Raw genomic sequence first — 23,360 nt, 5'->3', positions numbered from 1 at the left:
TGGGGCTCAACTCGTTCGCCCCGTAAGGGAGTTACCGGGGCGGCAGCTTCGGGCGCCGCCGGTCCGGTACGTCCGCGTAGTCCGGCGGGGTCAGGGCGCCCTGCTCCTTCAGCAGGTTCAGGGCGAGTTCGACCGCGTCGTCGAGCTGGGCGTGCCGGCCCTCCGCCCAGTCGAGCGGGGTGCGCAGCACCTCGATGTCGGGGTCGACGCCCCGGTTCTCGATGCTCCAGCCGTACTCGGGGAACCAGGCCGCGTTCATCGGCACGGTGATCACCGTGCCGTCGCCGAGCGTGTGGCGTCCGGTCATGCCGACGACGCCGCCCCAGGTGCGCTGCCCGACGACCGGGCCGAGCGCGAGCAGCTTGAAAGCGGCGGTGATCATGTCGCCGTCGGAGGACGTGGCCTCGTCGGCGAGCGCGACCACCGGTCCTCTAGGGGCATTTGACGCGTACGAGACCGCCTGGGCGTTCCGTGTGAGGTCCCAGCCGATGATCTTCCGGGTCAGTTTCTCGACGACCAGTTCGCTGATGTGTCCGCCCGCGTTGCCGCGCACGTCGACGATGAGGGCGGGCCGGGAGACCTCCATGCGCAGGTCGCGGTTGAACTGGGCCCAGCCGGAGCCGCCCATGTCGGGAATGTGCAGGTAGCCGCACTTGCCGCCGCTCAACTCCCGTACGACGGCGCGCCGTTTGGCGACCCAGTCCTGGTAGCGCAGGGGGCGTTCGTCGATGAGGGGGACCACGGCGACCCGGCGTGCGCGGCCCTCGCCCTCGGCCGGGGTGAAGGTCAGCTCGACCGTGGTGCCGCCGGCGCCCGCGAGCAGCGGGAACGGGCCCGCCACCGGGTCGACCGGGCGGCCGTCCACGTGGGTGAGCGCGGCGCCCTCGCGGATGCCGGTGCCGGCCAGCGGGGAGCGGGCCTTGGAGTCCGAGGAGTCACCGGGCAGGATCCGGGAGACCAGCCAACTGCCGTCCCGGCACACGAAGTTGGCGCCGAGCAGGCCCTGGGCGCGCTGGTAGTGCGGCGGGCCCTCGTTGCGGCGGGCGGCGGCCACGTACGCGTGCGAGGTGCCCAGTTCACCGAGGACCTCGCGCAGCAGGTCGGCGAACTCGTCCGGCGACGCGACCCGTTCGACGAGCGGCCGGTACTGGTCGAGGACGGCGTCCCAGTCGATGCCGCACATCCTCGGTTCCCAGAAGTAGGCGCGGATGATCCGGCCCGCCTCGTCGAAGGCCTGGCGCCACTCGGCGGCCGGGTCGGCCTCGTGCAGGATGCGACGCAGGTCGATCCAGACCGTGGAGTCGCTGTCGCCGGCCTCGGTGGAGGGGACCGCCTGGAGGTCGCCCTCGTCGCCGACGACGAGCCGGCCGCCGTCGCCGCTGACCGCGAACCAGTCCATGTGGTCGACGAGTTGGGTCTTCTTGCCCTTGGCGAGGTTGAAGTGTTCGAGGGTCGGCTGGGCCGAGGGGTCGGCCGGGTTGGCGAACGTCTCGCCGAGCGCGCCCGAGATCGGCCAGCGCAGCCAGACCAGGCCGCCGCCGGAGACCGGGTGCAGCGCCGAGTACTTGGAGGCCGCGACCGGGAAGGGCACGACGCGGTTGGCGAGGCCCTCGATCTCGACGGTCGGCGTGCCGTCGCCGTCCCCCTCGTCCCCCGGGTCCAGGCCGCCCGCCGCGGTGCGTCCGTCCGGCGAGAGCGCGAACGGGGAGGGGGTGGCCGAGGAGAGCGGTACGAGGTAGGGGCGGCAGCCCAGCGGGAAGGACAGGTCGCCGGTGTGCACGTCGTAGACCGGGTCGAAGCCGCGCCAGGACAGGAACGCCAGGTAGCGGCCGTCGCGGGTGAAGACCGGGTTCTCGTCCTCGAAGCGGCCGTTGGTGACGTCGACGATCGTCCGGGCGGCGGGCCCGGCGATGCGCGCCATCTTGATCTGGCGCAGGGAGCGGCCGACGCCCGGGTGGGACCAGGTCAGCCAGGTGCCGTCGGGGGAGAAGGCGAGATCGCGGACCGGGCCGTTGGTGGACCGGATCAGCTCGGTGACCTCGCCGTTCGACTCCTCGGTCGCGTCGATGAGGAGCAGCCGCCCGTCGTTCGACGCGATGGCGAGGCGCTCGCCCTCGGAGTCCGCGACGAGTTCCTGCACGCGGCCGAGTCCGCCGGAGGCGAGCCGCCGGGGCTCCCGGTCGCCGCTGGCCCGCGGGAGGTAGGCGATCTCGACGGCGTCCTCGCCCTCGGCGTCGGTGACGTAGGCGACCTGCCCGCCGGAGCCCAGCATCTCCGGGAGGCGGACCCGCACCCCGGGGGTGTCGGTGATGGTGCGGGCCGGTCCGTCGCGGTGGGTGAGCCAGTACAGGGAGCCGCGCACGACGACCGCGCTGGCCCGGCCCGTCTCGTCGACGGAGAGCGAGTCGATGTGGTGGGCGGCCGGGACCTGGTAGCCGCGGCGCCCGGCGCGCGGGCCGCCGAGGCGGACCTCCAGCCTGCGGGGCCGCGAGGCGGGGCCGAGGTCGTCCAGGATCCACAGGTCGCCCGCGCACTGGTAGACGACGCGGGTGCCGTCGGTCGAGGCGTGCCGGGCGTAGAAGGCGTCGTGGTCGGTGTGCCGGGTCAGGTCGGTGCCGTCGGGCAGGCAGGAGTAGACGTTGCCGATGCCCTCGTGGTCGGAGAGGAACGCGATGCGGTCGCCGACGAACATCGGGGCGTCGAGGTGCCCGTCGAGGTCGGCCAGGATCCGTTGTCCGTGCACCCACAGGCGGCCCTGGGCGCCGCCCCGGTAGCGCTTCCAGGCGGCCGGTTCGTGCGGCGGCGTGCCGGTGAGCAGGAGGGTCTGCCGCTCGCCGTCGATGTCGGCGACCTGGATGTCGGAGACCGGGCCCCAGGGGAGCTTGCCGCCGGGGGAGCCGTCGGTGGGCACGCTGTAGGCGAAGGTGAAGTAGGAGAAGGGCTCGCCGTGCGAGGCGACGGCGAGGATGTCGGCCTTCCCGTCCTTGTCGGGGGGAGTCCAGCCGCGTACCTGGGTGTCGACGCTGCCCCAGTAGGTGAGGCGGCGCGCGGCTCCGCCGTCCACCGGGGCCAGGTGGATCTCGGGGTCGAGGCTGCGCCAGGTCGTGTACGCGATGTGCCGGCCGTCCGGCGAGAAGCGCGGGTGGCTGACCTTGGTGCGGTCGACGGTGACCCGCCAGGCCCGCGCCGAGCCGTCCAGCGGGGCGACCCATAGATCGTCCTCGGCGGCGAAACACAGTCGCTCGCCGCTCAGGTGCGGGAATCGTAGGTAGGCCTGGGCTGTCTCGTCCTGGGTCACCTCCCCATGCTTTTCCGCGACAGGGCCTCCGGCAACCTGGGCCCCGCGCCCCTTGCGGGGGCTCGGTGTGGCGCAACCCACGTACGAAACGGTTTCGTTTCGTTAGGGTGCGGGGTATGTTCAGGACGTACGAACCCGGAGAGGTGAGGTCATGGTCGCCGAAGCGGCAGCGCGACGCAGTCGGCTCACGCCCGAGCGCGAGGCCGAGCTGTACACGGCCGTGCTCGACCTCCTCCGTGAGGTCGGTTACGACGCCCTGACCATGGACGCCGTGGCCACCAGGACCCGGGCCAGCAAGGCGACGCTCTACCGCCAGTGGGGCGGCAAGGCCGAGCTGGTCGTGAAGGCGCTGCGGCACCAGAAGCCGCATTTCGACGAGATCGACACGGGGTCGCTCCGCGGCGACCTGCACGCGATGGTGCTCCGCGACGACGACTGTCACATGGAGCAGAACAGCGCGCTCATGCGCGGCCTGATGGTGGCCGTGCACGCCAACCCCGATCTGCTCGCCGCCTTCAAGGAGTGGATCGTCGCACCCGAGCTGTCCGGTCTCGACCGGATGATGCAGCGGGCGGTGGACAGAGGCGAGATCCGGGCCGACAACCCGGCGCTCGACTACATCATCCACATGCTGATCGGCGCCTTCGCCACCCGCACGCTCATCGACGAGCAGCCGCCCACCCAGGCCTACATCACCTCGTACATCGACGCTGTGGTCCTCCCCGCCCTCGTCGCCTGAGCAACACCCCCGTGCATTGCCCCAGTTGACCGACACGGCCCGCTCACGTCGTCGGGCGATGTTCCCTGCCCTGCCGGACCCCACGACCTGACCGGAGTACGCCTTCGTGGCCACGTTCCTCTACAAACTCGGCAAACTCGCTTTTCGGCGACGGCACTTCGTCGCCCTGATATGGGTGGCGCTGCTCACCCTCGCGGGCGTCGGCGCGGCCACCGCGCCGACCGCCGCCTCCAGCTCCTTCTCGATCCCCGGCACCGAGGCCCAGAAGGCCTTCGACCTGCTCGACCAGCGCTTCCCGGGCTCGGCCGCCGACGGCGCCACCGCCCGGGTCGTCTTCAAGGCGCCGGCCGGTGAGAAGCTCACGGACGCCGCCAACAAGGCGGACATCCAGGACACGGTCTCCGCGATCAAGTCCAGCTCGAAGCAGGTCGCCTCCGTCGCCGACCCGTTCGCCGCGAAGACGATCAGCAAGAACGGCGAGATCGCCTACGCCTCGGCCTCGTACAAGGTCTCCTCGATGGAGCTGACCGACGACGACCGGGACGCGCTGCAGAAGGTCATCGACCAGGCCAAGGAGACCGGGCTGACCGTCGAGGTCGGCGGTGACGCGCTGCAGGCCATGCCGGAGACCGGCGCCACCGAGGTCATCGGCATCGCGATCGCGGCCGTGGTCCTGGTCATCACGTTCGGCTCGCTCCTCGCCGCCGGGCTGCCGCTGCTGACCGCGATCATCGGCGTCGGCATCGGCGTCTCGTCCATCACGGCGCTGGCCGACGCGCTGGACCTGGGCACCACCACCTCCACCCTCGCGATGATGATCGGCCTCGCGGTCGGTATCGACTACGCGCTGTTCATCGTCTCCCGCTACCGCGCCGAACTGGCCGAGGGCCGGGAGCGCGAGGAAGCCGCGGGGCGGGCCGTCGGCACCGCCGGTTCGGCCGTCGTCTTCGCCGGGCTCACCGTCGTCATCGCGCTGGTCGGCCTCGCCGTCGTCAACATCCCGATGCTGACCAAGATGGGCATCGCGGCCGCCGGCACCGTCGCCATCGCCGTGCTCATCGCGCTCACCCTCATCCCGGCGCTGCTCGGCTACGCGGGCAAGCGCGTCCACGGCCGCAAGGCCCGCAAGGCGCAGGAGACCGGGAAGGCCCAGCAGGACGCCGAGCCCAAGACCAACATGGGCACCCGCTGGGCCCGCTTCGTGCTGCGCCGCCCGGTCGCCGTCCTCGTCGTCGGCGTCCTCGGTCTCGGCGCCATGGCCGTCCCGGTCGCCTCGCTCGAACTCGGCCTGCCCGACGACGGCGCGCAGCCCACCAGCACCACCCAGCGCAAGGCGTACGACCTGCTCTCGGAGGGCTTCGGGCCGGGCTTCAACGGGCCGCTGATGACGGTCGTCGACGCGAGCAGGGCCGATGACCCGAAGGCCGCCGTCGACCAGGTCGTCTCGACGATCAAGAAGACGGACGGGATCGCGGCCGTCACGCCCGCGACCTTCAACAAGGCGGGCGACACCGCCATCATCAGCGTCGTCTCGAAGTACAAGCCGTCGTCGGTCCAGACCGAGGACGTCGTGCACTCCATCCGCGACGCGGGCAAGGACATCAAGGCCGACACCGGCGCCGAGCTGGCCGTCACCGGCTCGACCGCCATGAACATCGACGTCTCGCAGAAGCTGAACGACGCGCTCGTGCCCTACCTGGCACTCGTCGTCGGCCTCGCCTTCCTGCTCCTGATGGTCGTCTTCCGCTCGGTCCTCGTGCCGCTCAAGGCGGCGCTCGGCTTCCTGCTCTCGGTGCTCGCCGCGCTCGGCGCCGTCGTCGCGGTCTACCAGTGGGGCTGGCTCGGCTCGCTGTTCGGCGTCGAGCAGACCGGTCCGGTCATGTCGATGATGCCGATCTTCATGGTGGGCGTGGTCTTCGGTCTCGCGATGGACTACGAGGTGTTCCTCGTGACCCGGATGCGGGAGGCGTACGTCCACGGGGAGCGCCCGGCGCAGGCGATCGTCACCGGGTTCCGGCACGGGGCCCGGGTGGTCACGGCCGCGGCCGTCATCATGATCGCGGTGTTCGCGGGCTTCATCGGGTCGTCCGAGCAGATGGTGAAGATGATCGGCTTCGGCCTCGCGATCGCCGTCTTCTTCGACGCGTTCGTCGTCCGCATGACGATCGTGCCCGCGGTGCTCGCGCTGCTCGGCAAGCGTGCCTGGTGGCTGCCGAAGTGGCTGGAGCGGGCGCTGCCGAACGTGGACGTGGAGGGCGAGGGCCTCAGGTCGGCGGCCGACAAGGACGGGGACGCCGACGCCGACCGGGAGCTCGTCAGCGCCTGATCGTCACGGGTGTGATCGTCACGGGCTGACGGTCACGGGCTGACGGTCACGGGGTGATCGTCGCAGGGGTGGCGGTCGTGTAGGTACGACGCAGGAAGCGGATCAGCGCTTTCACGTCGAACTGCACGACCGCCACCCCTGCGCGTGCGTGGAACTCGATGACCGCCTGGACCCGGCCGCACGGCCAGATCCGTACGTCGCCGCCGGTGACCGGCGTGCGCAGGCCGCGCTCCAGGAGCTCGCGAGGGAAGGCCCACTCGCCGTCGGGGATGTTCTCCAGCGCGGGCAGGGTGACGCGGATGTGGTCGTCCCCGCCGTAGCGCAGCACGACCGGTACGGTCCGGTGCTCGTCGGCGGAGTCGGTGACGAGACGGGCGCGGGCGTACTGCTCGACGTACTGCTCGGCGTCACTCATGCATCAAATGTCCCATATGTCTGGCTCTACAGGCCAGGCACAACTGATGCCGAGACGCTCTTGCAAGCTGTTCGCAACAAGCCACTATCATCGAACGGTTAACCACCGCCCCGTCCCCAGCGGAGAGTCGAGCCCCTGACATGCATGTCCCCGACGGATTCATCAACGCCCCCGTCTCGGCGGCCGCCGGTGTCGTCGCCGCGGGCGCCGTCGCCGTCAGTCTGCGCGGAGCGCGCCGCGAGCTCGACGAGCGCACCGCTCCGCTGGCCGGTCTGGTCGCGGCCTTCATCTTCGCCGTCCAGATGCTCAACTTCCCGGTGGCCGCAGGCACCAGCGGCCATCTGTTGGGAGGCGCCCTCGCGGCGATACTCGTGGGCCCCTACACAGGGGTCCTGTGCGTGTCCGTGGTGCTGCTCATGCAGGGCGTGCTCTTCGCCGACGGCGGCCTGACCGCGCTCGGCGTGAACATCACCGACATGGCGATCACCACGACCGTCGTCGCCTACCTCGTCTTCCGCGGCCTGGTGAAGGTGCTGCCGCGCGGGCGCCGCTCGATCACGGTGGCGTCCTTCGTCGCGGCGCTGCTGTCGGTCCCGGCCGCCGCGGTCGTCTTCACCCTCGTCTACGCCGTCGGGGGCACCACCGACGTCTCGATCGGCAAGGTCGCCACCGCCATGGTCGGCGTCCACGTCCTGATCGGCATCGGTGAGGCGGTCATCACCGCGCTCACCGTCGGCGCGGTCGTCGCCGTCCGGCCCGACCTCGTGTACGGGGCGCGGGGCCTCACCCAGCAGCTGAAGCTGAAGGTCGGCGGGGAACTGGTGGACGCCCCGGCGGCCGCTCCCGCACCCGTCGCCGCGCCGGTCGCCGCCCGCTCGCACCGCAAGATCTGGGTCGTCGGCCTGATCACCTCCCTCGTCCTCGCGGGCTTCGTCTCCTTCTACGCCTCGGCCGACCCCGACGGCCTGGAGAAGGTCGCCCACGACAAGGGCATCGACAAGAAGACGAAGGAGCACGCCTCCTCCGACTCCCCGCTCGCCGACTACGGCGTCAAGGACATCACCGACTCCCGGATCTCCGGCGGCCTCGCCGGTGTCATCGGCGTCGGCGTGACGGTCGTCGCCGGCTCCGGCATCTTCTGGGCGCTGCGCAGGCGCCGTACGAGCGACGCGGCCTCCACCGAGGTCACGCAGCGGGTCGAGGCCTGACATGGGTGCCGGACACGCCCACCGTCTCTACCGCGCGGGCCGCTCGCCGGTCCACGCGCTGCCCCCGCACACCAAACTGGCGGCGGTCTTCTGCTTCGTGGTCGTGGTCGTGTCCACCCCGCGCGAGGCGATGTGGGCCTTCGCGCTGTACGCGGTGCTGCTCGCGGCGGTCGCGTACGCGGCCCGGGTCCCGGCGGGATTCCTGCTGAAGCGGCTCCTGATCGAGGTCCCCTTCGTGGCGTTCGCGGTGCTCATGCCGTTCGTCGCGGAGGGTGAGCGGGTGCAGGTGCTCGGGATGTCGCTCAGCGAGAGCGGACTGTGGGGCGCCTGGAACGTCCTCGCGAAGGGCACCCTCGGCGTCGCCGCGTCGGTGCTGCTCGCCTCGACGACGGAGCTGCGCGAACTGCTCCTCGGCCTGCAACGCCTGAAGCTGCCGCCCCTTCTCGTCCAGATCGCGTCCTTCATGATCCGCTACGGCGACGTGATCACGGACGAGATGCGCCGCATGAAGATCGCGCGCGAGTCCCGCGGCTTCGAGGCGTCCGGCGTCAGGCACTGGGGCGTCCTCGCCAAGTCGGCGGGCGCCCTGTTCATCCGCTCCTACGAGCGGGGCGAGCGGGTGCACCTGGCCATGGTCAGCCGGGGATACGCGGGCTCGATGCCCGTGATCGACGAGGTCACGGCGTCGCGCACGCAGTGGTCGTACGCGCTGGCCCTGCCGGGTGCGGCGCTCGTGGTGTGTCTGTTGGGATGGATGCTGTGACTGTTGACTCTCCTGCCTCTCTCGATGTGTCCGGCCTCGCCTTCGCCTACCCGGACGGGCACCAGGCCCTCTTCGGTGTCGACCTGACCATCGCGCAGGGCGAGCGGGTCGCGCTGCTCGGCCCGAACGGCGCGGGCAAGACGACCCTCGTCCTGCACCTCAACGGCATCCTCACCGGCGGCGCCGGCACGGTGACGGTGGCCGGGCTGCCCGTCGACAAGCGGAACATGGCGGAGATCCGCCGCAAGGTCGGCATCGTCTTCCAGGACCCCGACGACCAGCTGTTCATGCCGACGGTCCGCGAGGACGTCGCGTTCGGCCCGGCGGCGGCCGGCATGAAGGGACCCGAACTGGAGGCGTGCGTCCGCAAGGCACTCGCCCTGGTCGGCATGGAGGAGTACGCGGACCGGCCACCGCACCACCTCTCCTTCGGCCAGCGGCGCCGGGTGGCGGTCGCCACGGTCCTGGCGATGGAGCCCGAGATCCTGGTCCTCGACGAGCCGTCCTCCAACCTCGACCCGGCCTCGCGCCGCGAACTGGCCGACATCCTGCGCTCGTTGGACGTCACGGTCCTGATGGTCACGCACGATCTCCCGTATGCCCTCGAACTGTGCCCGCGCGCACTGATCCTCAGCGGCGGCGTGATCGCGGCCGACGGAGCGACCGGGGACCTGCTCATGGACGAGGACCTGATGCGGGCGCACCGGCTGGAGCTGCCGTTCGGGTTCGACCCGGCGTCGGTGGCACACCGGAGCTGACCTCCGGCGCCGGAATCATCCGCCCCCGATGCCTGTTGCACCCACCGTGGAGACAGCAGTGAACGGCACGACGGACCCCCGATTCGAAGGCATACGTACCGCCTTCGCCGAGAATTTCACGGCCCGCGGTGAGCGCGGTGCCGCCGTCGTCGTGTACGAGGGCGGACGCAAGGTCGTCGACCTGTACGCGGGGACGCGGGATGTCGACGGAGTGACTTCCCGGGAGCCCGGCACCGCCCACATCCTGCGCTCCGCCACCAAGGGCGTCGCCGCCACCGCCCTGCTCCTGCTCCACCAGCGCGGGCAGCTGGACCTGGACGCGCCCGTCGGGGCGTACTGGCCCGAGTTCAAGGCGCACGGCAAGGAGGACGCCCGGGTGCGGGACGTCCTCGCGCACCGCACCGGTGTCCCCGCCCTCGACCGGCCGCTGACCCCGGCCGAGGCCGCCGACCCGGACCTCGGCGCCGCGGCCGTCGCCGCGCAGGCCCCGTTCTGGGCGCCCGGCACCGACCACGGCTACCACGCGCAGACGTACAGCTGGCTCACCGGCGAGCTGGTGCGGCGGGTCACCGGGCGCTCCCTGGGCGCGTACGTCGCCGAGGAGATCGCCGGGCCGGTCGGCGCCGACCTGTGGATCGGGCTGCCGGACGCGCGGGCCCACCGCGTCGGCCGGGTCGGACCGGTCGAGGCCCCGGCCACCGCGGGCGGCCCGAGGGTCCGCCCCAAGCGCGGCCTCACCGAGGCGTACACGAACCCGGAGTCGCTCACCCGCCGCGCCTTCGACAGCATCACCCCGGCCCCGGACGAGAACGACCCTGCCTACCGCGCCGCCCAGCTCCCCGGCTCCAACGGCATCGGCACGGCGGACGGTCTGGCCCGCCTCTACGCCTCGCTGATCGGCGAAGTGGACGGCGGGACACGGCTGTTCACGCCGGAGACCCTCCGGCTCGCGCGCACCGAGGCGTCCGCGGGACCCGACCGGATCCTCGTCGTCCCGTCCCGCTTCGGCCTCGGCTACATGCTGCACGGCGTCGCGTCCCCGCTCCTCGCCCCGGGCTCCTTCGGTCACCCGGGCCGCGGTGGCGCCCTCGGGTTCGCCGACCCGGAGTCCGGTATCGCGTTCGGCTACGTGACGAACGGGATGCGGAAGGGCGTCACCGCCGACCCGCGCGCTCAGGCGCTGGTGAGGGCGGTGCGGGAAGCGCTGGGCCGCCACAGCGGGGCGTAGCCGGCCAGCAGGAGCACGGCGCCGAGCGGGATCAGGTCCTTGGTCGTCAGGGGCAGCAGCGAGGCGGTGAAGAGCAGGCACGGGGACCACACCGGCAGCTTGCGCAGCGCGAACAGCCGCAGGCCGAGAATCACCTGGCCGACGAAGAAGAACATCGGGCCGACCGCGTAGAAGGCGAGCTCGGCGCCCGGCAGCGAGCCGAAGTTGTCCGAGAGGCGCCCCATCTCGGCGTGGCTGTCGGCCATCAGGCCCGTCACGATGTCCACCCCGAACTGCACGGTGAGGGCGAACGATCCGGCGACCGCGGCCACCAGGCCCGCCGTCGCCCACCGGTCGCGCGGCCCGGCGAGGGCGCGCATCGCGACGAAGCCACGGACGAAGAAGAACAGCCCGACGACGAAGCACAGGTGCCCGGCGGTCCAGGCGAGCCCCGGCCCGCGCTCGCCGTCGAGACCGTCGAGGATGCGGATGAGCCCGTAGGCGCCGAAGAGGGCGGGCGCGAGGACGAAGTCGCTGCGGTGTGAGGTCATGGTGCGATTCTTCGCTCGCAAGGGTCCCAACTCGATTGGGGGGAGCCCTGGTTGGGCCCGCAGCGCACCCCGAGACGCGTATCGGGGATGTCCCGGGTAGCGTCCCCGTCATGACACGCTTCGAGGGGTACACGGCCCTGGTCACCGCCGCCGGGCGCGGCATCGGCGCCGCGGTGGCCGCCCGGCTCGCCGAGGAGGGCGCCCGCGTCCTCGTGACGGACATCGACCCGGTGGCGGCGGAGAAGGCGGCCGCAGAGATCCGCGAACGGGGCGGTACGGCAAGGGAGTTCGCCTGCGACGTCGGGAACAAGGAGTCTGTGGCGGCCGCTGTCGCGTACGCCGTCGAGACGTTCGGACGGCTCGACGTACTGGTCAACAACGCCTACTCCTGCCACCCCGACGCCCCGCTCTTCGAGGACGAGGACGACGAGGGGTGGGCCCGCGACCTCGACCTCACCCTCACCGGCGCCTACCGGTGCAGCCGCGCCGCGCTCCCGCACCTCGTCGCCTCCGGCCGCGGCGCCATCGTCAACATCGGCTCCGTGAACGGTATCCAGGACTTCGGGAACCACGCCTACAGCGCCGCGAAGGCCGGACTCGCCTCCCTGACAAGGACGTTGGCGGGCCACGCGGGCCCGCGCGGCGTCCGCGTCAACCTCGTGGCACCCGGAACGGTCCGCACGCGGGCCTGGACGGATCAGGGCCGGAACCCGGACGCCGTAAGGGAGTTGTACCCGCTCGGCCGGGTCGGGGAGCCGGAGGACATCGCGGCGGCGGTGGCGTTCCTGGCCTCGCGGGACGCGGCATGGGTCACCGGCGTGGTGCTGCCGGTGGACGGGGGACTCACTGCCGTGAACGTGGGCTTCAGGAAATCGAGCCCCTCCGGCGATTGAGCAGCGGGGTCCCGGGGCAGAGCCCCGAACCACGGCCGACGCTCACCCCGCGTGCAACATCAACCCGATCCCGGCCACCATCACCCCCGCGGCGACCACCCGAGGCGCCCCGAACCGCTCCTTGAAGAACACCGCCCCGATCGCCGCCCCCACGATGATCGAGGACTCCCGCAGCGCCGAGATCGGGGCGAGGTCCGCCCGCGTCTGCGCCCACAGCACGAGCCCGTACGCTGTCACGGAGAGCCCCGCCCCGATCAGCCCGCGCACCGCGAACGGCCGCAGTTTCCCGACCAGTTCGCCGCGCCAGCGGTACCAGGCGAACACCGGCACCGCGATCCCCTCCAGGATCATCAGCCACGCGATGTACCCCGTCGCCGAGCCGGAGGCCCGCACGCCGAGCCCGTCGACGACCGTGTACGAGGCGATCGACACCCCGGTCGCGAGCGCGGCGCCCAGCGCCCGCCAGTCGGGCCTGCCGCCCGACCCCCGTAGACCCCACAGCGCGAGCCCCGTCAGGCCCGCGCACGACACCGCGACCCCCGCCGCCTGCCAGCCGCCCGGCACCTCGCCCGCGAAGACGGCCGCGAGGACGGTGACCACCAGCGGCGCCGTGCCGCGCGCGATCGGGTACGCCTGGCCGAAGTCGCCCAGCCGGAACGACGTCATCAGCAGCCAGTAGTAGCCGACGTGGATGACGGCCGACGCGACCAGGTACGGCCACGCGCCCGCCGCCGGGACCGGCGCGAACAGCGCCATCACGAGGCCGATCAGCGTCCCGCCGCCGGAGATCAGCGTGAACCCGACGAGCTTGTCGGTGATGTGGTGGGCGAGCGCGTTCCAGGAGGCGTGGGTGACGGCGGCGAGCAGCACCGCCGCGGCGACGAGCGGCGTCATGCCGAGGCGTCTTCCCGTACGTCCACGAGGTCGGCGCCCGCGTGCGCGATCAGCTCCTTGGGCGCCATCGGGAAGACGGTGTGCGGGGTGCCGGCCGCCGCCCACACCGTGTCGTGGGCCAGGAGGGACCGGTCGGCGAGGACGCGGGTCCGGTTGGCGTGCCCGAAGGGCGGGATGCCGCCGATCGCGTACCCGGTGAACTCCCGGACCACGTCCGCCTTGGCGCGGGTCACCTTCCCGGCGCCCAGCTCGCCGCGGACCCGCTCGACGTCGACCCGCGAGGCGCCGTCCATGAGGACGAGCACCGGGACCCCGTCCGCCGCGAAGATCAACGACTTGCAGATCTGGCTGAGCTCGCAGCCGATCGCGTCCGCCGCCTCCTGCGCGGTCCGGGCCCCTTCGGGGAAGTTCCGCACGCGCGGCAGGAGTTCGGCGAGCCCCATCGAGGTCGCGGCTTCGGTGAAACGGGGGTGTGCTGCATCAGTCATGGGCGGCACGCTAATGGCCCGTGTACCGCCCACGCGACCCGGTATCGGCTCCCGGACCGACCCCGGCTCAGCCCCCGGCGAGCAGCATCTGGCGCACGATCGGGCCCGCCGAGTCGCCGCCGTGCCCGCCCTCCTGCACCACGGCCGCCGACGCCAGGTCACCGCGGTACGCCGTGAACCAGCCGTTGGGCTGCTTCTGCCCGTCGACCTCCGCCGAACCGGTCTTCGCGCCCATGTCGGAGCCGAGCCCGGACATCGGCTTCACCGCCGTGCCCGCGACCGCCGTGTAGTGCATGAGCTCCCGCAGGTCCGCGAGGGTCCCCGAGGACAGCGAGCGCGACGCCTTCGCGAGCGTCCGGTGATCGACGTCCGGCGAGACGAGGTACGGCTGGTGGAAGGTGCCGCTCTTCACGGTCGCCGCGACCGACGCCATGTTCAGCGGGTTCATCCGCACGCCGCCCTGCCCGATCAGCGAGGCCGCCATCTGCGCCTGCGACTGCACGGGCACCGCGCCGTCGAAACTCGGCACGCCCACCGCCCAGTTGTTGAGCCCGAGCCCGAAGACCTGCTGCGCCTGCTTGGTCAGCGAGTCGTCGTCGAGCTCCGGCGCCTGGCTGATGAAGGCCGTGTTGCAGGACGCGGCGAAGCTTGCCTTGAACGTGCCGTTCTTGATCTGGAACTTGTCGTCGTTCTGGAACTTCCAGTGCCCGTACGTGAAGTACTTCGGGCAGGGGTGCTGCTTGTCGACCGCCGCGAGGCCCTTCTCCAGGAGCAGCGACGACGTGATGACCTTCATCGTCGAGCCGGGTGCGAGGGAGCCCTGGAAGGCCGTGTTGAACCCGGCGGAGGAGTTGGCGACGGCGAGGATCTCACCGGTCGACGGCCGGACGACGACCACCGAGGCCCGCTTGCGCGAGGCGACCTGGCTCTCGGCCGCCGCCTGCAGGGTGGGGGAGAGGGTCGTCTTCACCGTGCCCGGGGTGCCCTCGGAGAGGGTGACCAGGGTCTTGTCCGGCTGGGCCTCCTTCTTCGACGACGACTCCTTGCGCACGATGCGCAGTTCGACGCCCGCCGTGCCGCCCGCCGTCTTGCCGTACTTCTCGCGCAGCCCGTCGACGACCGTGGCGAGCGAGGGGTACTTCTTCACGTCCAGCTCGTCGCCGTCCCGGTCCACGGCCTTCACCGGCGGGTCGCCCGCCTCACCCGTGACGAGCTTGTCGCCGTCCTTCAACTCCGGGTGCAGGACGGACGGCTGCCACTTCACGAGGACCTCGCCGTCGCTCTTGCGGCGCACGGCCGTGAGCGCGGAGTCGTAGGCGAAGGGCTTGGTCTTCTTCTCGTACGAGACGGTCGACGCGACGTGGAAGGGGACCTCGGCGCCCGTGCTCCTGCCCGGCGTGAGCTTCACGTCGGTGAGCCGGGCGTCCTTGGTCAGGCCGGTGAGGGCCTTCTCCGCCGTGCTCGGGTCGTCGGTGTACGCGGCCGCCTTGGCCGCGTCGCCGGACTGCCACGCGGTGAGGAACCGGTCGGCCGCGGTCCGGACCTCCTTGGCGGAGGGCGGGCCGGTCTTGATCTCCGGCTTCTCGTCGGAGCTGGCGGAGCTGCCCGCCTTCGCGTCGGAGGTGTCCATCAGAGCGTAGGCGCCGACGCCTGCCCCGACGACAGCGACGACAGCGGCGCCGCCGATCACCAGGGCGTTCATGTTGCGGCGCGCCGGTTCGTGGCGCTTGCCTCTGGTGCCCAACGTTTCCCTCCGGGGGATCTAGCGGACGGTAAGCCTAGCCCCGTCGGGGCGCGGGGAACTGCGCGACCGGCAACGGACAAGCCGCACCCGCCGTACTACAGAACGCCGCAGACGGGTCTGCGGTTTCGTGTGGTTTCTCGCGCCCCGCGGCGGAGCCGCACATCGACACGGCCCCGCGCCCCTCACGGGGCGCTGCTCAACACCGCCGCGACGATGGGTCCGGCCGCGTCGCCGCCGTGGCCGCCCCGCGGAACCGTCGCGGCGGCCACGATGCCGTCACCCCGGAACCCCGTGAACCAGGAGTCCGCGGTGCCCTGCCCGTCGACCTCCGCGGAACCGGTCTTCGCACCCTTGTCCCCGGGCACCGACCGCATCGCGTTCACGGCCGTGCCACTGGTCGCGGTGATCCGCATCATCTGCTTGACCTGCTGCGCGGTCGCGGGCGCGACGCCTCGCGCGGTGGCGAGTCGACGGTTGTCGAGGTTCTGCGGGACGACGATCGGCTGGCGGAACGCTCCGGTGATGGCGGTCGCCGTCACCGACGCCATGTTGAGCGGGTTCACCTTCACCAGGCCCTGACCGATCACGGCGGCCGCGTCGTTCGAGGTCCCGTCGATGTCCACGGAGCCGTCCCGGGAGACGATCCCGGTCTTCCAGTCCTTGCCGAGGCCGAAACGGTTCGTCGCCTCGTCCGCGAACCGCTGCGGCTTCAGATCGTCGTAGAGCTTGATGAACGCGGTGTTGCAGGAGCGGGCGAAGCTCTGGCTCAGGGTCGCGCCCTCGTCCGGCGCCATGCCCTTGAGGTTGTGGAAGGTCTGGCTGAGCGCGACGACCGAGTCGGGGCAGGGCGCCGCGCCGCTCGCCGAGGGGACGACACCGTTGTCGAGCAGCGCCGACGCGGTCAGGATCTTCATCACGGAGCCGGGCGCGGTGCCGCCCTGGAACGCGGCGTTGAACTCACCCTTCTCCTGGTTGGCGACCGCGAGCACCTCACCGGTGGACGGCTTGATCGCCACCACGGACGACTTGGCGTACTTGTTCACCTGCTGCTCGGCCGCCGCCTGCACGCTCGCGCTGATCGTGGTGGGCAGCTTGCCCGGCTTGCCCTTGCGGAGGGTCAGGAGCGTCTTCGCGGTCGTCGTCGTGCCGTCGGCGGCCGTTCGCTCGATGTACGTCTCCACGCCCGGCGAACCCCCGGTCTCGTCCCCGTACTTGGCGCGCAGCTGGTCCAGGACCGGGCCGAGGGAGGGGTACTTCTTCGCGGTCAGCACGGCCCCGCCCCGGTCCACGGCCTCGATCGGCGGCGCCGCCGACTCACCGGTGACGAGCTTGTCGCCCTTCTCCATCGCGGGGTGCAGCACGGCCGGCTCCCAGTCGACCAGGGCGCGGCCCGTGGTGCGGCCGCGCACGACCGTCAGCGACGAGCCGTACGCCATCGTCCGCTTCTTGCCGTCGAACGAGACCGTCGCCTTCACCTTGAACGGCACCTTGGCACCGGCCGGCTCGCCCGCCGTCAGGACGGTGTGCGTGACGTGGGCGTCGTCGTGCCAGCCGGAGACCGCCGTCGAGGCGTCCTCGGCGTTGTTCGTGTAGTGCGACGCCGTGGCCGGGTCGTTCTTCGCCCACGCCGTCAGGAACTTCCGCGACGCCTCTTCGACCTCGTCGGCCGACGGCGGCCCGGTCCGACGGGCCTGTGGCCCGCTCTGCGTCGACGAACCGCCGTCCCCCGTGACCGCGGTGACGATGTTGAAGGCCCCGTAGCCGGCGCCGCCCACCATCACGGTGAACACCCCGCCGACGATGGCGACCTTGACCCCCTTGCGCATGCGCGCCCCCTCCCCAGGTTGACGGGAGGGACTCTAGGCGCGCCGGGGGCCGAGGTGACGGGGTGTTTTCCAGTTGGTGTCCGAAGGTGTCCGAAGAGTGATCACAAGTGCGGCCGAAACCGACCTACACCCAGGTGTCCAGCCACATCCGTGAACGCCAGGAGTCGATCGGGATGGCCGTTCCCGTGTAGATCGGCCAGAAGTACACGAAGTTCCAGACGATCAGCAGGACCAGCACGCCCGCGCTCGCCGTCCCGATCACCCGCCGTCGTTCGCTCGACCCCGGTTTGCCTATGATCCCGCCCAGCAGCATCGCCAGCGCCAGGCACAGGAACGGCGCGAAGACGACCGCGTAGAAGAAGAAGATCGTCCGCTCCTGGTAGTTGAACCAGGGCAGATAGCCCGCCGCGACGGCGCACAGGATCGCGCCGGCCCGCCAGTCCCGCTTGAAGAACCAGCGCCACAGCACGTACAGCAGCGCGAAGCAGCCCAGCCACCACAGCAGCGGCGTACCGAGCGCGAGGACCTCGCGGGCGCACTTCTCGGTCGCGTCCGCCGGGCAGCCGTCCTGGCCCGCCGCCGGGGACTCGTAGAAGTACGAGACCGGGCGGCCGTCGACCATCCAGCTCCACGGGTTGGACTGGTAGGTGTGCGGGGAGCTGAGGGTGGTGTTGAACTTCCAGACCTCGTGCTCGTAGTGCCACAGGCTGCGCACCCAGTCCGGCAGCCAGGTGAAGCTGCCGCCCTGGCCCGCGGTCGCCGCCCAGTTGCGGAAGTAGCCGCCGGAGCCGTCGGCCGGGGAGAGGATCCAGCCCAGCCAGGACAGCACGTACGTACCGATCGCGACCGGCACGGTCGACAGGAACGCCCAGCCCAGGTCCCACTGGTAGGTCGCCATCCACGGGTGCCGCGCCCCGGCCACCCGCCGCGAACCGACGTCCCAGAGCACCGACATCAGCGCGAACGCGGCCAGATAGATGAAGCCGTTCCACTTCGTGCCGCAGGCCAGGCCCAGGCAGAGTCCGGCCAGCAGGCGCCATGGGCGCCATCCGAGCCGCAGCGTCTCGGCGACGCGCTCGTCGGGGCGGACCAGACCGTGTTCGTCGACCGGCAGCGCCGCCGCCAGTTTCTCCCGGGTCCGGTCCCGGTCCACCACCAGGCAGCCGAACGCCGCCACCACGAAGAACACGAGCACCGAGTCGAGCAGCGCGGTCCGGCTCATCACGAACGCGAGCCCGTCCACCATCAGCAGCCCGCCGGCGAGACAGCCCAGGAACGTCGAGCGGAACAGGCGCCGCCCGATCCGGCACACCATCAGCACGCACAACGTGCCGAGCAGCGCCGTCATGAACCGCCAGCCGAACGGGTTGAACCCGAACATCCACTCGCCGATGCCGATGACGTACTTGCCGACCGGCGGATGCACGACATAGGAGGCGTCGGTGGGAATCGGGATGTCGCCGTTGTTCTTGAGGATCAGGTCATTGGCGTTCTTCGGCCAATTCACCTCGAATCCACGGTGGATGAGCGCCCACGCGTCCTTCGCGTAATACGTCTCGTCGAATATCACGGCCTTCGGGCTGCCGAGATTCCAGAAACGCAGCAGGCCCGCGACGAACGTGACGAGCAGCGGGCCCGCCCAGCCGACGAGCCGGCCCGCCGGGTCGGCCGTGAACCGGCTCAGCCCGAACGACGCCCACATGCGCGACGACGGCGCGGTGAACGACGGCACGAGGCGCTCGCCGACATCGCCTTCTCCGACGCCCTCCGCCTGTGGCCCCCGGTATCCGAACCGGCGCAGGCCACGCAGCCACGCGGACGACGGGGCCGCCTCGGCAGCCGAGAAAGCCTGTTCCGGCGGGGGGCCGCTCTGCTTCGCCTTGGCCGACGACGAGGTACTGGTCACCGCGCCATCGTAGGGAACCGCGCTGTGCGAGTCCCGTGTGAGGGCGCGGCCGAGTCGGCCAGGCCCCGTCCCTGCGAGGATGGAACCGTGACAGGAACCGCTGATTCAGCAGCTTCAACCGGAACGCTCGTGCTGGCCGGCACCCCCATCGGGGCCATCTCCGACGCTCCGCCGCGGCTCGCCCAGGAGCTGGCCGTCGCCGACGTCGTCGCCGCCGAGGACACCCGCCGCATGAAGCGGCTCGCCCAGGCGCTCGGGGTGCAGGTCGGCGGGCGCGTCGTGTCCTACTTCGAGGGCAACGAGACCGCGCGCACGCCGGAGCTGGTCGAGGCCCTCACCGGCGGCGCGCGCGTGCTGCTCGTGACGGACGCCGGGATGCCGTCGGTCTCCGACCCCGGGTACCGGCTCGTGGCCGCGGCGGTGGAGCACGACATCCGCGTCACCGCCGTCCCCGGCCCGTCGGCCGTGCTCACCGCCCTCGCGCTGTCCGGACTGCCCGTCGACCGGTTCTGCTTCGAGGGGTTCCTGCCGCGCAAGGCGGGCGAGCGGCTGAGCCGCCTTCGGGATGTGGCCGAAGAACGCCGAACTCTTGTCTACTTCGAGGCCCCGCACCGCCTCGACGACACCCTCGCCGCGATGGCCGAGGCATTCGGCCCGGAGCGCAGGGCCGCCGTCTGCCGCGAGCTCACGAAGACCTACGAGGAGGTCAAGCGCGGCCCCCTGAAGGCGCTCGTCGAATGGGCCGCCGAAGGCGTGCGCGGCGAGATCACCGTCGTCGTCGAGGGCGCGCCGGCGAAGTCCGCCGACGACATCACCCCCGATGAGCTGGTGCGCAGGGTGCTGGTGCGCGAGGAGGCGGGGGAGCGGCGCAAGGAGGCGATCGCCGCCGTCGCGGCCGATGCCGGGCTACCCAAGCGGGATGTCTTCGATGCCGTCGTGGCGGCAAAGAATGCGAATCGGGGCACCCCATAGGGACGTAAAGGACTAGCCTGGATGGCAAAGCGAAGACCGGGTGCCAGGCCCATTTCGGCAGGGAAAAGCCAAATCGGCTCCAACAGTCGACAGGTCTTTTGCGCTCGGCCCGCCGGAGGCGTCCACTGGTTGAAGGGACGCACCCGTCCCCACGTTGCCCCCGGGCAGCGCTTGTCCGGCGGACAAGAGGAGCTGGTATGAGCGAGTTCGCAGCCTCCAAGACGGCCATCACCGGTGCCGCGGCACCACAGACCCCCCACCGCAGCGCGGCGATATCCGTCGCCCACGAGGCATACGCGTTCGCCTGCATGCGGTGCGGGCACGGCTGGGAACAGTCGTACGACATCGAGCACCACGTCGACGGAGAGGGTGCGGAGTTCGTGACGTACGTGGTGGACGGCGAGCGGGTGCCGTCACCACTGTCCAGTCCCACCTGCCTGAACTGCGGCGGCCACGTCGTCCGGATCATGCGGTCCGGCCGTGTCTCGTCGGTGCGTGACGTGATGCAGCGGAAGCAGTCCGTGCCCGCCGCCGGACCCGTCGAGGTCCCCGACCCGGCCGCAGCGGAGCCCGGCGAGCGCCACCACTGGCACCTGTCCGACCTGCTGCACCCCTTCAGCCACCACCACCGGGGGGACGACCCGAAGGCCTCGTAGGCCCCGCGGGCGGGCTTCGTAGGATCGGGGGCATGAGCCCCAGTACCAAGGACGTCACGCCGCCGCCGCTGCCCGCACCGCTCACGGTCGAGGTCGCCGACTCCCACACCCACCTGGACATGCAGGCGGACACCGTGGAGGAGGGCCTCGCCAAGGCGGCGTCGGTGGGCGTGACGACCGTGGTGCAGGTGGGCTGCGACATCAAGGGCTCGCGGTGGGCGGCCGAGCTGGCCGCGGCCCACGCCTCCGTGCACGCGACCGTCGCCCTGCACCCGAACGAGGCCCCCCGCATCGTGCACGGCGACCCCGACGGCTGGTCGCGCCAGGGCGCCCGCGAGCCCCTCGGCGACGCGGGCCTGGACGAGGCCCTCGCCGAGATCGACCGGCTCGCCGCCCTGCCGCACGTGAAGGGCGTCGGCGAGACGGGCCTCGACTACTTCCGCACCGGGCCGGAGGGCAAGGCGGCCCAGGAACGCTCGTTCCGCGCCCACATCGAGATCGCCAAGCGGCACGGCAAGGCCCTGGTCATCCACGACCGCGAGGCCCACGCCGATGTGCTACGCGTCCTGAAGGAGGAGGGCGCCCCCGAGCGCACCGTCTTCCACTGCTACTCGGGCGACGCCGAAATGGCTCAAGTCTGCGCGGAGAACGGCTACTTCATGTCGTTCGCGGGCAACATGACGTTCAAGAACGCGCAGCAGCTGCGGGACGCCCTGGTCGTGGCGCCGCTCGACCTGGTCCTGGTGGAGACCGACGCGCCGTTCCTGACGCCCGCCCCGTACCGCGGTCGGCCTAACGCGCCCTATCTCATTCCGGTCACGCTCCGCGCCATGGCCGAGGTCAAGGGAGTCACCGAAGAAGCCCTCGCGACGTCGGTCTCCGCCAATACGGCCCGCGCTTTTGGTTACTGACCCATAACGGTCGGACCCGCTCACCTTCGGGCACAGTCGCGACACAGAGTAGTCGCACTGCTTTGGAGAGTGAGGAGTGCTCCGCTAGGTTCTGCTCGCCCGAACCGCCCTTGCCTTCCCGCCGGGGCCGGCCCCTTGGAGCGCCTGGAGCCTCGTCGTGAGCAGATCGCCGTACGAGACGTATCCGTCGTACGAGACGTACAAGCCGTACGAGTCGTACGAGACGCCGTACCGGCAGCAGCCGGCGCCGGCGTACGACCCGTACGGCGACGGCCTGCCGGACGGCGGTGCGTACCCGCAGGACGCGTACGCGGCCGCGTACGACACGTACCGGCCCGCGTACGAGTACGCGGGTGCGGCGGAACCGGATCCCGAGGCCGCGGAGCCGGAGGGGGCCGCCGAGCCCCGGCTGCCGCGTCAGTCGCCCGTCTCGGCCGTGTCGGCCGCCCGGCAGGCGGCGCCCGCGCGGCCCGGTGACCCGGTTGAGGTCCGCGACGGCGGTGGGCGGGCCGCCGCGCGCCGGGCCGCGCGCCGCAAGAAGGCCGTCCAGCGGCCCGACGGGCTGCGCCGGCTGGTGCCGCAGGCGCTGGTCGTCGCCTTCCTGGCGGGCGGCACGTCGGCCTTCGTCGCCAACGACAAGGCCATCGAGCTCACCGTCGACGGCAAGGAACGCACCCTGCACACCTTCGCCGACGACGTCACCGAGCTCCTCGCCGACGAGGGCGTCGACATCGGTGCCCACGACCTCGTGGCCCCCGCCGTGGGCACCGCCCTCGCCAGCGGCGACGAGGTCGCCGTGCACTACGGCCGCCCCGTCCAGCTCACCCTCGACGGGCAGCGTCGCAAGGTGTGGACGACGGCCCACACCGTCGACGGAGCCCTGCGGCAGCTCGGGGTGCGGGCCGAGGGCGCGTACGTCTCCACGTCCCGGTCGCACCGGATCGAGCGGCACGGCCTGGACCTCGACGTACGGACCGAGCGCAGCGTCACCGTCATGGCCGACGGACACCGCCGCACCATCCGCACCAACGCGGCGACCGTGCGCGAGGCCATCGACGAGGCCGGGATCACGCTGCGCGGGCAGGACACCACGTCGGTGCCGCAGAGCAGCTTCCCGCGCGACGGGCAGACCGTGACCGTGATGCGGGTGACCGGCTCCAGGGAGACCCGTGAGGAGTCGATCCCGTACGCCACCGAGCGCACCCCGGACCCGACGCTGTTCCGCGGCACGGAGGTCGTCGAGCAGGCCGGCGAGGAGGGCATGAAGCGGGTCACGTACGAGCTGCGCACCGTCAACGGCGTCAAGCAGAAGCCGCGCCGCGTGAAGTCCGAGATGGTGCGCGAGCCGCGGACGCGGCAGGTCAAGGTCGGCACGAAGGCCATGCCCACGTCGGTCGCCGGGGCCGACTCGCTGAACTGGTCCGGGCTCGCGGCGTGCGAGTCGGGCGGGCGGCCGGGCGCGACCGACGCGACCGGTACCTATGGCGGGCTGTACCAGTTCGACACCCAGACCTGGCAGAGCCTCGGCGGTTCGGGGCGGCCCCAGGACGCGGCCGCCTCCGAGCAGACGTACCGGGCGAAGAAGCTGTACGTCCGACGGGGGGCCAGCCCGTGGCCGCATTGCGGTCCCCGCCTGCACGGTTGAGCGTCTGCCGGGTTGCCGCTCCGTTCGCGGCTCTCCGCCGGTGGGGGCTTCTCGCGCAGTTCCCCGCGCCCCTGAGGCATGCGCTGCGCGCAGCCTCCCCTGGGCGAGCGCAGCTCGCTTCAGGGGCGCGGGGAACTGCGCGACCAGCCCCCACCGGGCC

At 71.7% G+C, this 23,360-nt stretch carries 19 protein-coding genes; 11 read left to right on the top strand and 8 right to left on the bottom strand.

The genetic code is table 11. The features are described 5' to 3' along the window. Positions 1-31 precede the first annotated feature (31 nt). Entirely contained in the window at positions 32-3,298 is a 3,267-nt protein-coding gene (locus B072_RS0110370; protein WP_018529871.1) for a S41 family peptidase, read from the bottom strand. Between the two features lie 151 nt (positions 3,299-3,449). Between B072_RS0110370 and B072_RS0110365 the strand changes: the two genes are divergently transcribed. Both B072_RS0110365 and B072_RS0110360 read left to right on the top strand, forming a co-directional pair. Next, positions 3,450-4,037 carry a TetR/AcrR family transcriptional regulator gene (locus B072_RS0110365; protein WP_018529870.1) on the top strand — a complete coding sequence of 196 codons (588 nt, stop codon included), beginning with the start codon at positions 3,450-3,452 and terminating at the stop codon, positions 4,035-4,037. A gap of 106 nt (positions 4,038-4,143) precedes the next feature. Further along, positions 4,144-6,363: an MMPL family transporter gene (locus tag B072_RS0110360; protein WP_018529869.1), complete on the top strand. Its 2,220-nt coding sequence runs from the start codon at positions 4,144-4,146 to the stop codon at positions 6,361-6,363. A gap of 46 nt (positions 6,364-6,409) precedes the next feature. On the opposite strand, the gene B072_RS0110355 is transcribed toward B072_RS0110360, so the two are convergent. Further along, entirely contained in the window at positions 6,410-6,778 is a 369-nt protein-coding gene (locus B072_RS0110355) for an SsgA family sporulation/cell division regulator (protein ID WP_018529868.1), read from the bottom strand. A gap of 140 nt (positions 6,779-6,918) precedes the next feature. Between B072_RS0110355 and B072_RS0110350 the strand changes: the two genes are divergently transcribed. Genes B072_RS0110350 through B072_RS0110335 form a run of 4 tightly spaced genes read left to right on the top strand, consistent with a single transcriptional unit; the run spans position 6,919 to position 10,735 of the window. Further along, the gene (locus B072_RS0110350; protein WP_018529867.1) at positions 6,919-7,986 is read left to right on the top strand and encodes an energy-coupling factor ABC transporter permease; all 1,068 of its coding nucleotides are present in this window, start codon (positions 6,919-6,921) and stop codon (positions 7,984-7,986) included. 1 nt (position 7,987) lies between these two features. Beyond that, positions 7,988-8,749: a cobalt ECF transporter T component CbiQ gene (gene cbiQ, locus B072_RS0110345; RefSeq protein WP_018529866.1), complete on the top strand. Its 762-nt coding sequence runs from the start codon at positions 7,988-7,990 to the stop codon at positions 8,747-8,749. Next, on the top strand, positions 8,737-9,507 hold the full coding sequence (locus B072_RS0110340) for an energy-coupling factor ABC transporter ATP-binding protein (protein ID WP_043243676.1): 771 nt from the start codon (positions 8,737-8,739) through the stop codon (positions 9,505-9,507). Before cbiQ ends, B072_RS0110340 begins: the two co-directional genes overlap by 13 nt. Before the next feature lie 28 nt (positions 9,508-9,535). Further along, entirely contained in the window at positions 9,536-10,735 is a 1,200-nt protein-coding gene (locus tag B072_RS0110335) for a serine hydrolase domain-containing protein (RefSeq protein ID WP_051127141.1), read from the top strand. Here the strand turns inward: B072_RS0110335 and B072_RS42930 are convergent. Further along, complete coding sequence (locus tag B072_RS42930; protein WP_018529863.1) at positions 10,681-11,265, bottom strand: hypothetical protein; 585 nt, start codon at positions 11,263-11,265, stop codon at positions 10,681-10,683. The genes B072_RS0110335 and B072_RS42930 overlap by 55 nt on opposite strands. 110 nt (positions 11,266-11,375) lie before the next feature. Here B072_RS42930 and B072_RS0110325 point away from each other — a divergent pair, with 110 nt between their 5' ends. Next, on the top strand, positions 11,376-12,158 hold the full coding sequence (locus B072_RS0110325; RefSeq protein WP_018529862.1) for an SDR family NAD(P)-dependent oxidoreductase: 783 nt from the start codon (positions 11,376-11,378) through the stop codon (positions 12,156-12,158). A 42-nt stretch (positions 12,159-12,200) separates the two neighbouring features. On the opposite strand, the gene B072_RS0110320 is transcribed toward B072_RS0110325, so the two are convergent. From B072_RS0110320 to B072_RS0110300, 5 genes are all read right to left on the bottom strand, one after another. Beyond that, positions 12,201-13,052, bottom strand: coding sequence for a DMT family transporter (locus B072_RS0110320; protein WP_018529861.1), 852 nt, complete (start codon positions 13,050-13,052; stop codon positions 12,201-12,203). Continuing rightward, positions 13,049-13,540 (bottom strand): YbaK/EbsC family protein, encoded by a 492-nt coding sequence (locus tag B072_RS0110315; protein WP_026245655.1) that lies wholly within the window; start codon positions 13,538-13,540, stop codon positions 13,049-13,051. Before B072_RS0110315 ends, B072_RS0110320 begins: the two co-directional genes overlap by 4 nt. 67 nt (positions 13,541-13,607) lie before the next feature. After that, complete coding sequence (locus B072_RS0110310) at positions 13,608-15,284, bottom strand: penicillin-binding transpeptidase domain-containing protein (protein ID WP_018529859.1); 1,677 nt, start codon at positions 15,282-15,284, stop codon at positions 13,608-13,610. Between the two features lie 182 nt (positions 15,285-15,466). Further along, on the bottom strand, positions 15,467-17,110 hold the full coding sequence (locus B072_RS0110305; protein ID WP_018529858.1) for a penicillin-binding transpeptidase domain-containing protein: 1,644 nt from the start codon (positions 17,108-17,110) through the stop codon (positions 15,467-15,469). A 124-nt stretch (positions 17,111-17,234) separates the two neighbouring features. Then, positions 17,235-19,016, bottom strand: a complete 1,782-nt coding sequence (locus B072_RS0110300; RefSeq protein ID WP_018529857.1) for a phospholipid carrier-dependent glycosyltransferase — start codon at positions 19,014-19,016, stop codon at positions 17,235-17,237. A gap of 87 nt (positions 19,017-19,103) precedes the next feature. Between B072_RS0110300 and rsmI the strand changes: the two genes are divergently transcribed. The 4 genes from rsmI to B072_RS0110280 all read left to right on the top strand — a co-directional run bounded on the left by rsmI (position 19,104) and on the right by B072_RS0110280 (position 23,200). Next, the gene (gene rsmI, locus B072_RS0110295) at positions 19,104-19,988 is read left to right on the top strand and encodes a 16S rRNA (cytidine(1402)-2'-O)-methyltransferase (RefSeq protein WP_106432847.1); all 885 of its coding nucleotides are present in this window, start codon (positions 19,104-19,106) and stop codon (positions 19,986-19,988) included. Positions 19,989-20,185: 197 nt separating this feature from the next. After that, the gene (locus B072_RS0110290) at positions 20,186-20,644 is read left to right on the top strand and encodes a hypothetical protein (RefSeq protein WP_018529855.1); all 459 of its coding nucleotides are present in this window, start codon (positions 20,186-20,188) and stop codon (positions 20,642-20,644) included. Positions 20,645-20,676: 32 nt separating this feature from the next. Continuing rightward, the gene (locus tag B072_RS0110285; RefSeq protein ID WP_018529854.1) at positions 20,677-21,555 is read left to right on the top strand and encodes a TatD family hydrolase; all 879 of its coding nucleotides are present in this window, start codon (positions 20,677-20,679) and stop codon (positions 21,553-21,555) included. Positions 21,556-21,712: 157 nt separating this feature from the next. Continuing rightward, positions 21,713-23,200, top strand: a complete 1,488-nt coding sequence (locus tag B072_RS0110280; RefSeq protein ID WP_018529853.1) for a resuscitation-promoting factor — start codon at positions 21,713-21,715, stop codon at positions 23,198-23,200. Positions 23,201-23,360: the final 160 nt, after the last annotated feature.

Origin of the sequence: Streptomyces sp. HmicA12, assembly GCF_000373565.1 — a bacterium.
Classification (GTDB): Bacteria; Actinomycetota; Actinomycetes; order Streptomycetales; family Streptomycetaceae; genus Streptomyces.
The sequence above is the reverse complement of the archived record's forward strand: the minus strand, read 5'-3'. Positions and strand labels throughout refer to the sequence as shown.

Coding starts and splice junctions, on each gene's coding strand:
- B072_RS0110320 (WP_018529861.1), bottom strand. CDS start 13,052: ATGACGCCGCTCGTCGCCGCGGCGGTGCTGCTCGCCGCCGTCACCCAC.
- B072_RS0110305 (WP_018529858.1), bottom strand. CDS start 17,110: ATGCGCAAGGGGGTCAAGGTCGCCATCGTCGGCGGGGTGTTCACCGTG.
- B072_RS0110325 (WP_018529862.1), top strand. CDS start 11,376: ATGACACGCTTCGAGGGGTACACGGCCCTGGTCACCGCCGCCGGGCGC.
- B072_RS0110285 (WP_018529854.1), top strand. CDS start 20,677: ATGAGCCCCAGTACCAAGGACGTCACGCCGCCGCCGCTGCCCGCACCG.
- B072_RS0110290 (WP_018529855.1), top strand. CDS start 20,186: ATGAGCGAGTTCGCAGCCTCCAAGACGGCCATCACCGGTGCCGCGGCA.
- cbiQ (WP_018529866.1), top strand. CDS start 7,988: ATGGGTGCCGGACACGCCCACCGTCTCTACCGCGCGGGCCGCTCGCCG.
- B072_RS0110335 (WP_051127141.1), top strand. CDS start 9,536: ATGCCTGTTGCACCCACCGTGGAGACAGCAGTGAACGGCACGACGGAC.
- B072_RS0110355 (WP_018529868.1), bottom strand. CDS start 6,778: ATGAGTGACGCCGAGCAGTACGTCGAGCAGTACGCCCGCGCCCGTCTC.
- B072_RS42930 (WP_018529863.1), bottom strand. CDS start 11,265: ATGACCTCACACCGCAGCGACTTCGTCCTCGCGCCCGCCCTCTTCGGC.
- B072_RS0110350 (WP_018529867.1), top strand. CDS start 6,919: ATGCATGTCCCCGACGGATTCATCAACGCCCCCGTCTCGGCGGCCGCC.
- B072_RS0110315 (WP_026245655.1), bottom strand. CDS start 13,540: ATGACTGATGCAGCACACCCCCGTTTCACCGAAGCCGCGACCTCGATG.
- B072_RS0110340 (WP_043243676.1), top strand. CDS start 8,737: ATGGATGCTGTGACTGTTGACTCTCCTGCCTCTCTCGATGTGTCCGGC.
- B072_RS0110365 (WP_018529870.1), top strand. CDS start 3,450: ATGGTCGCCGAAGCGGCAGCGCGACGCAGTCGGCTCACGCCCGAGCGC.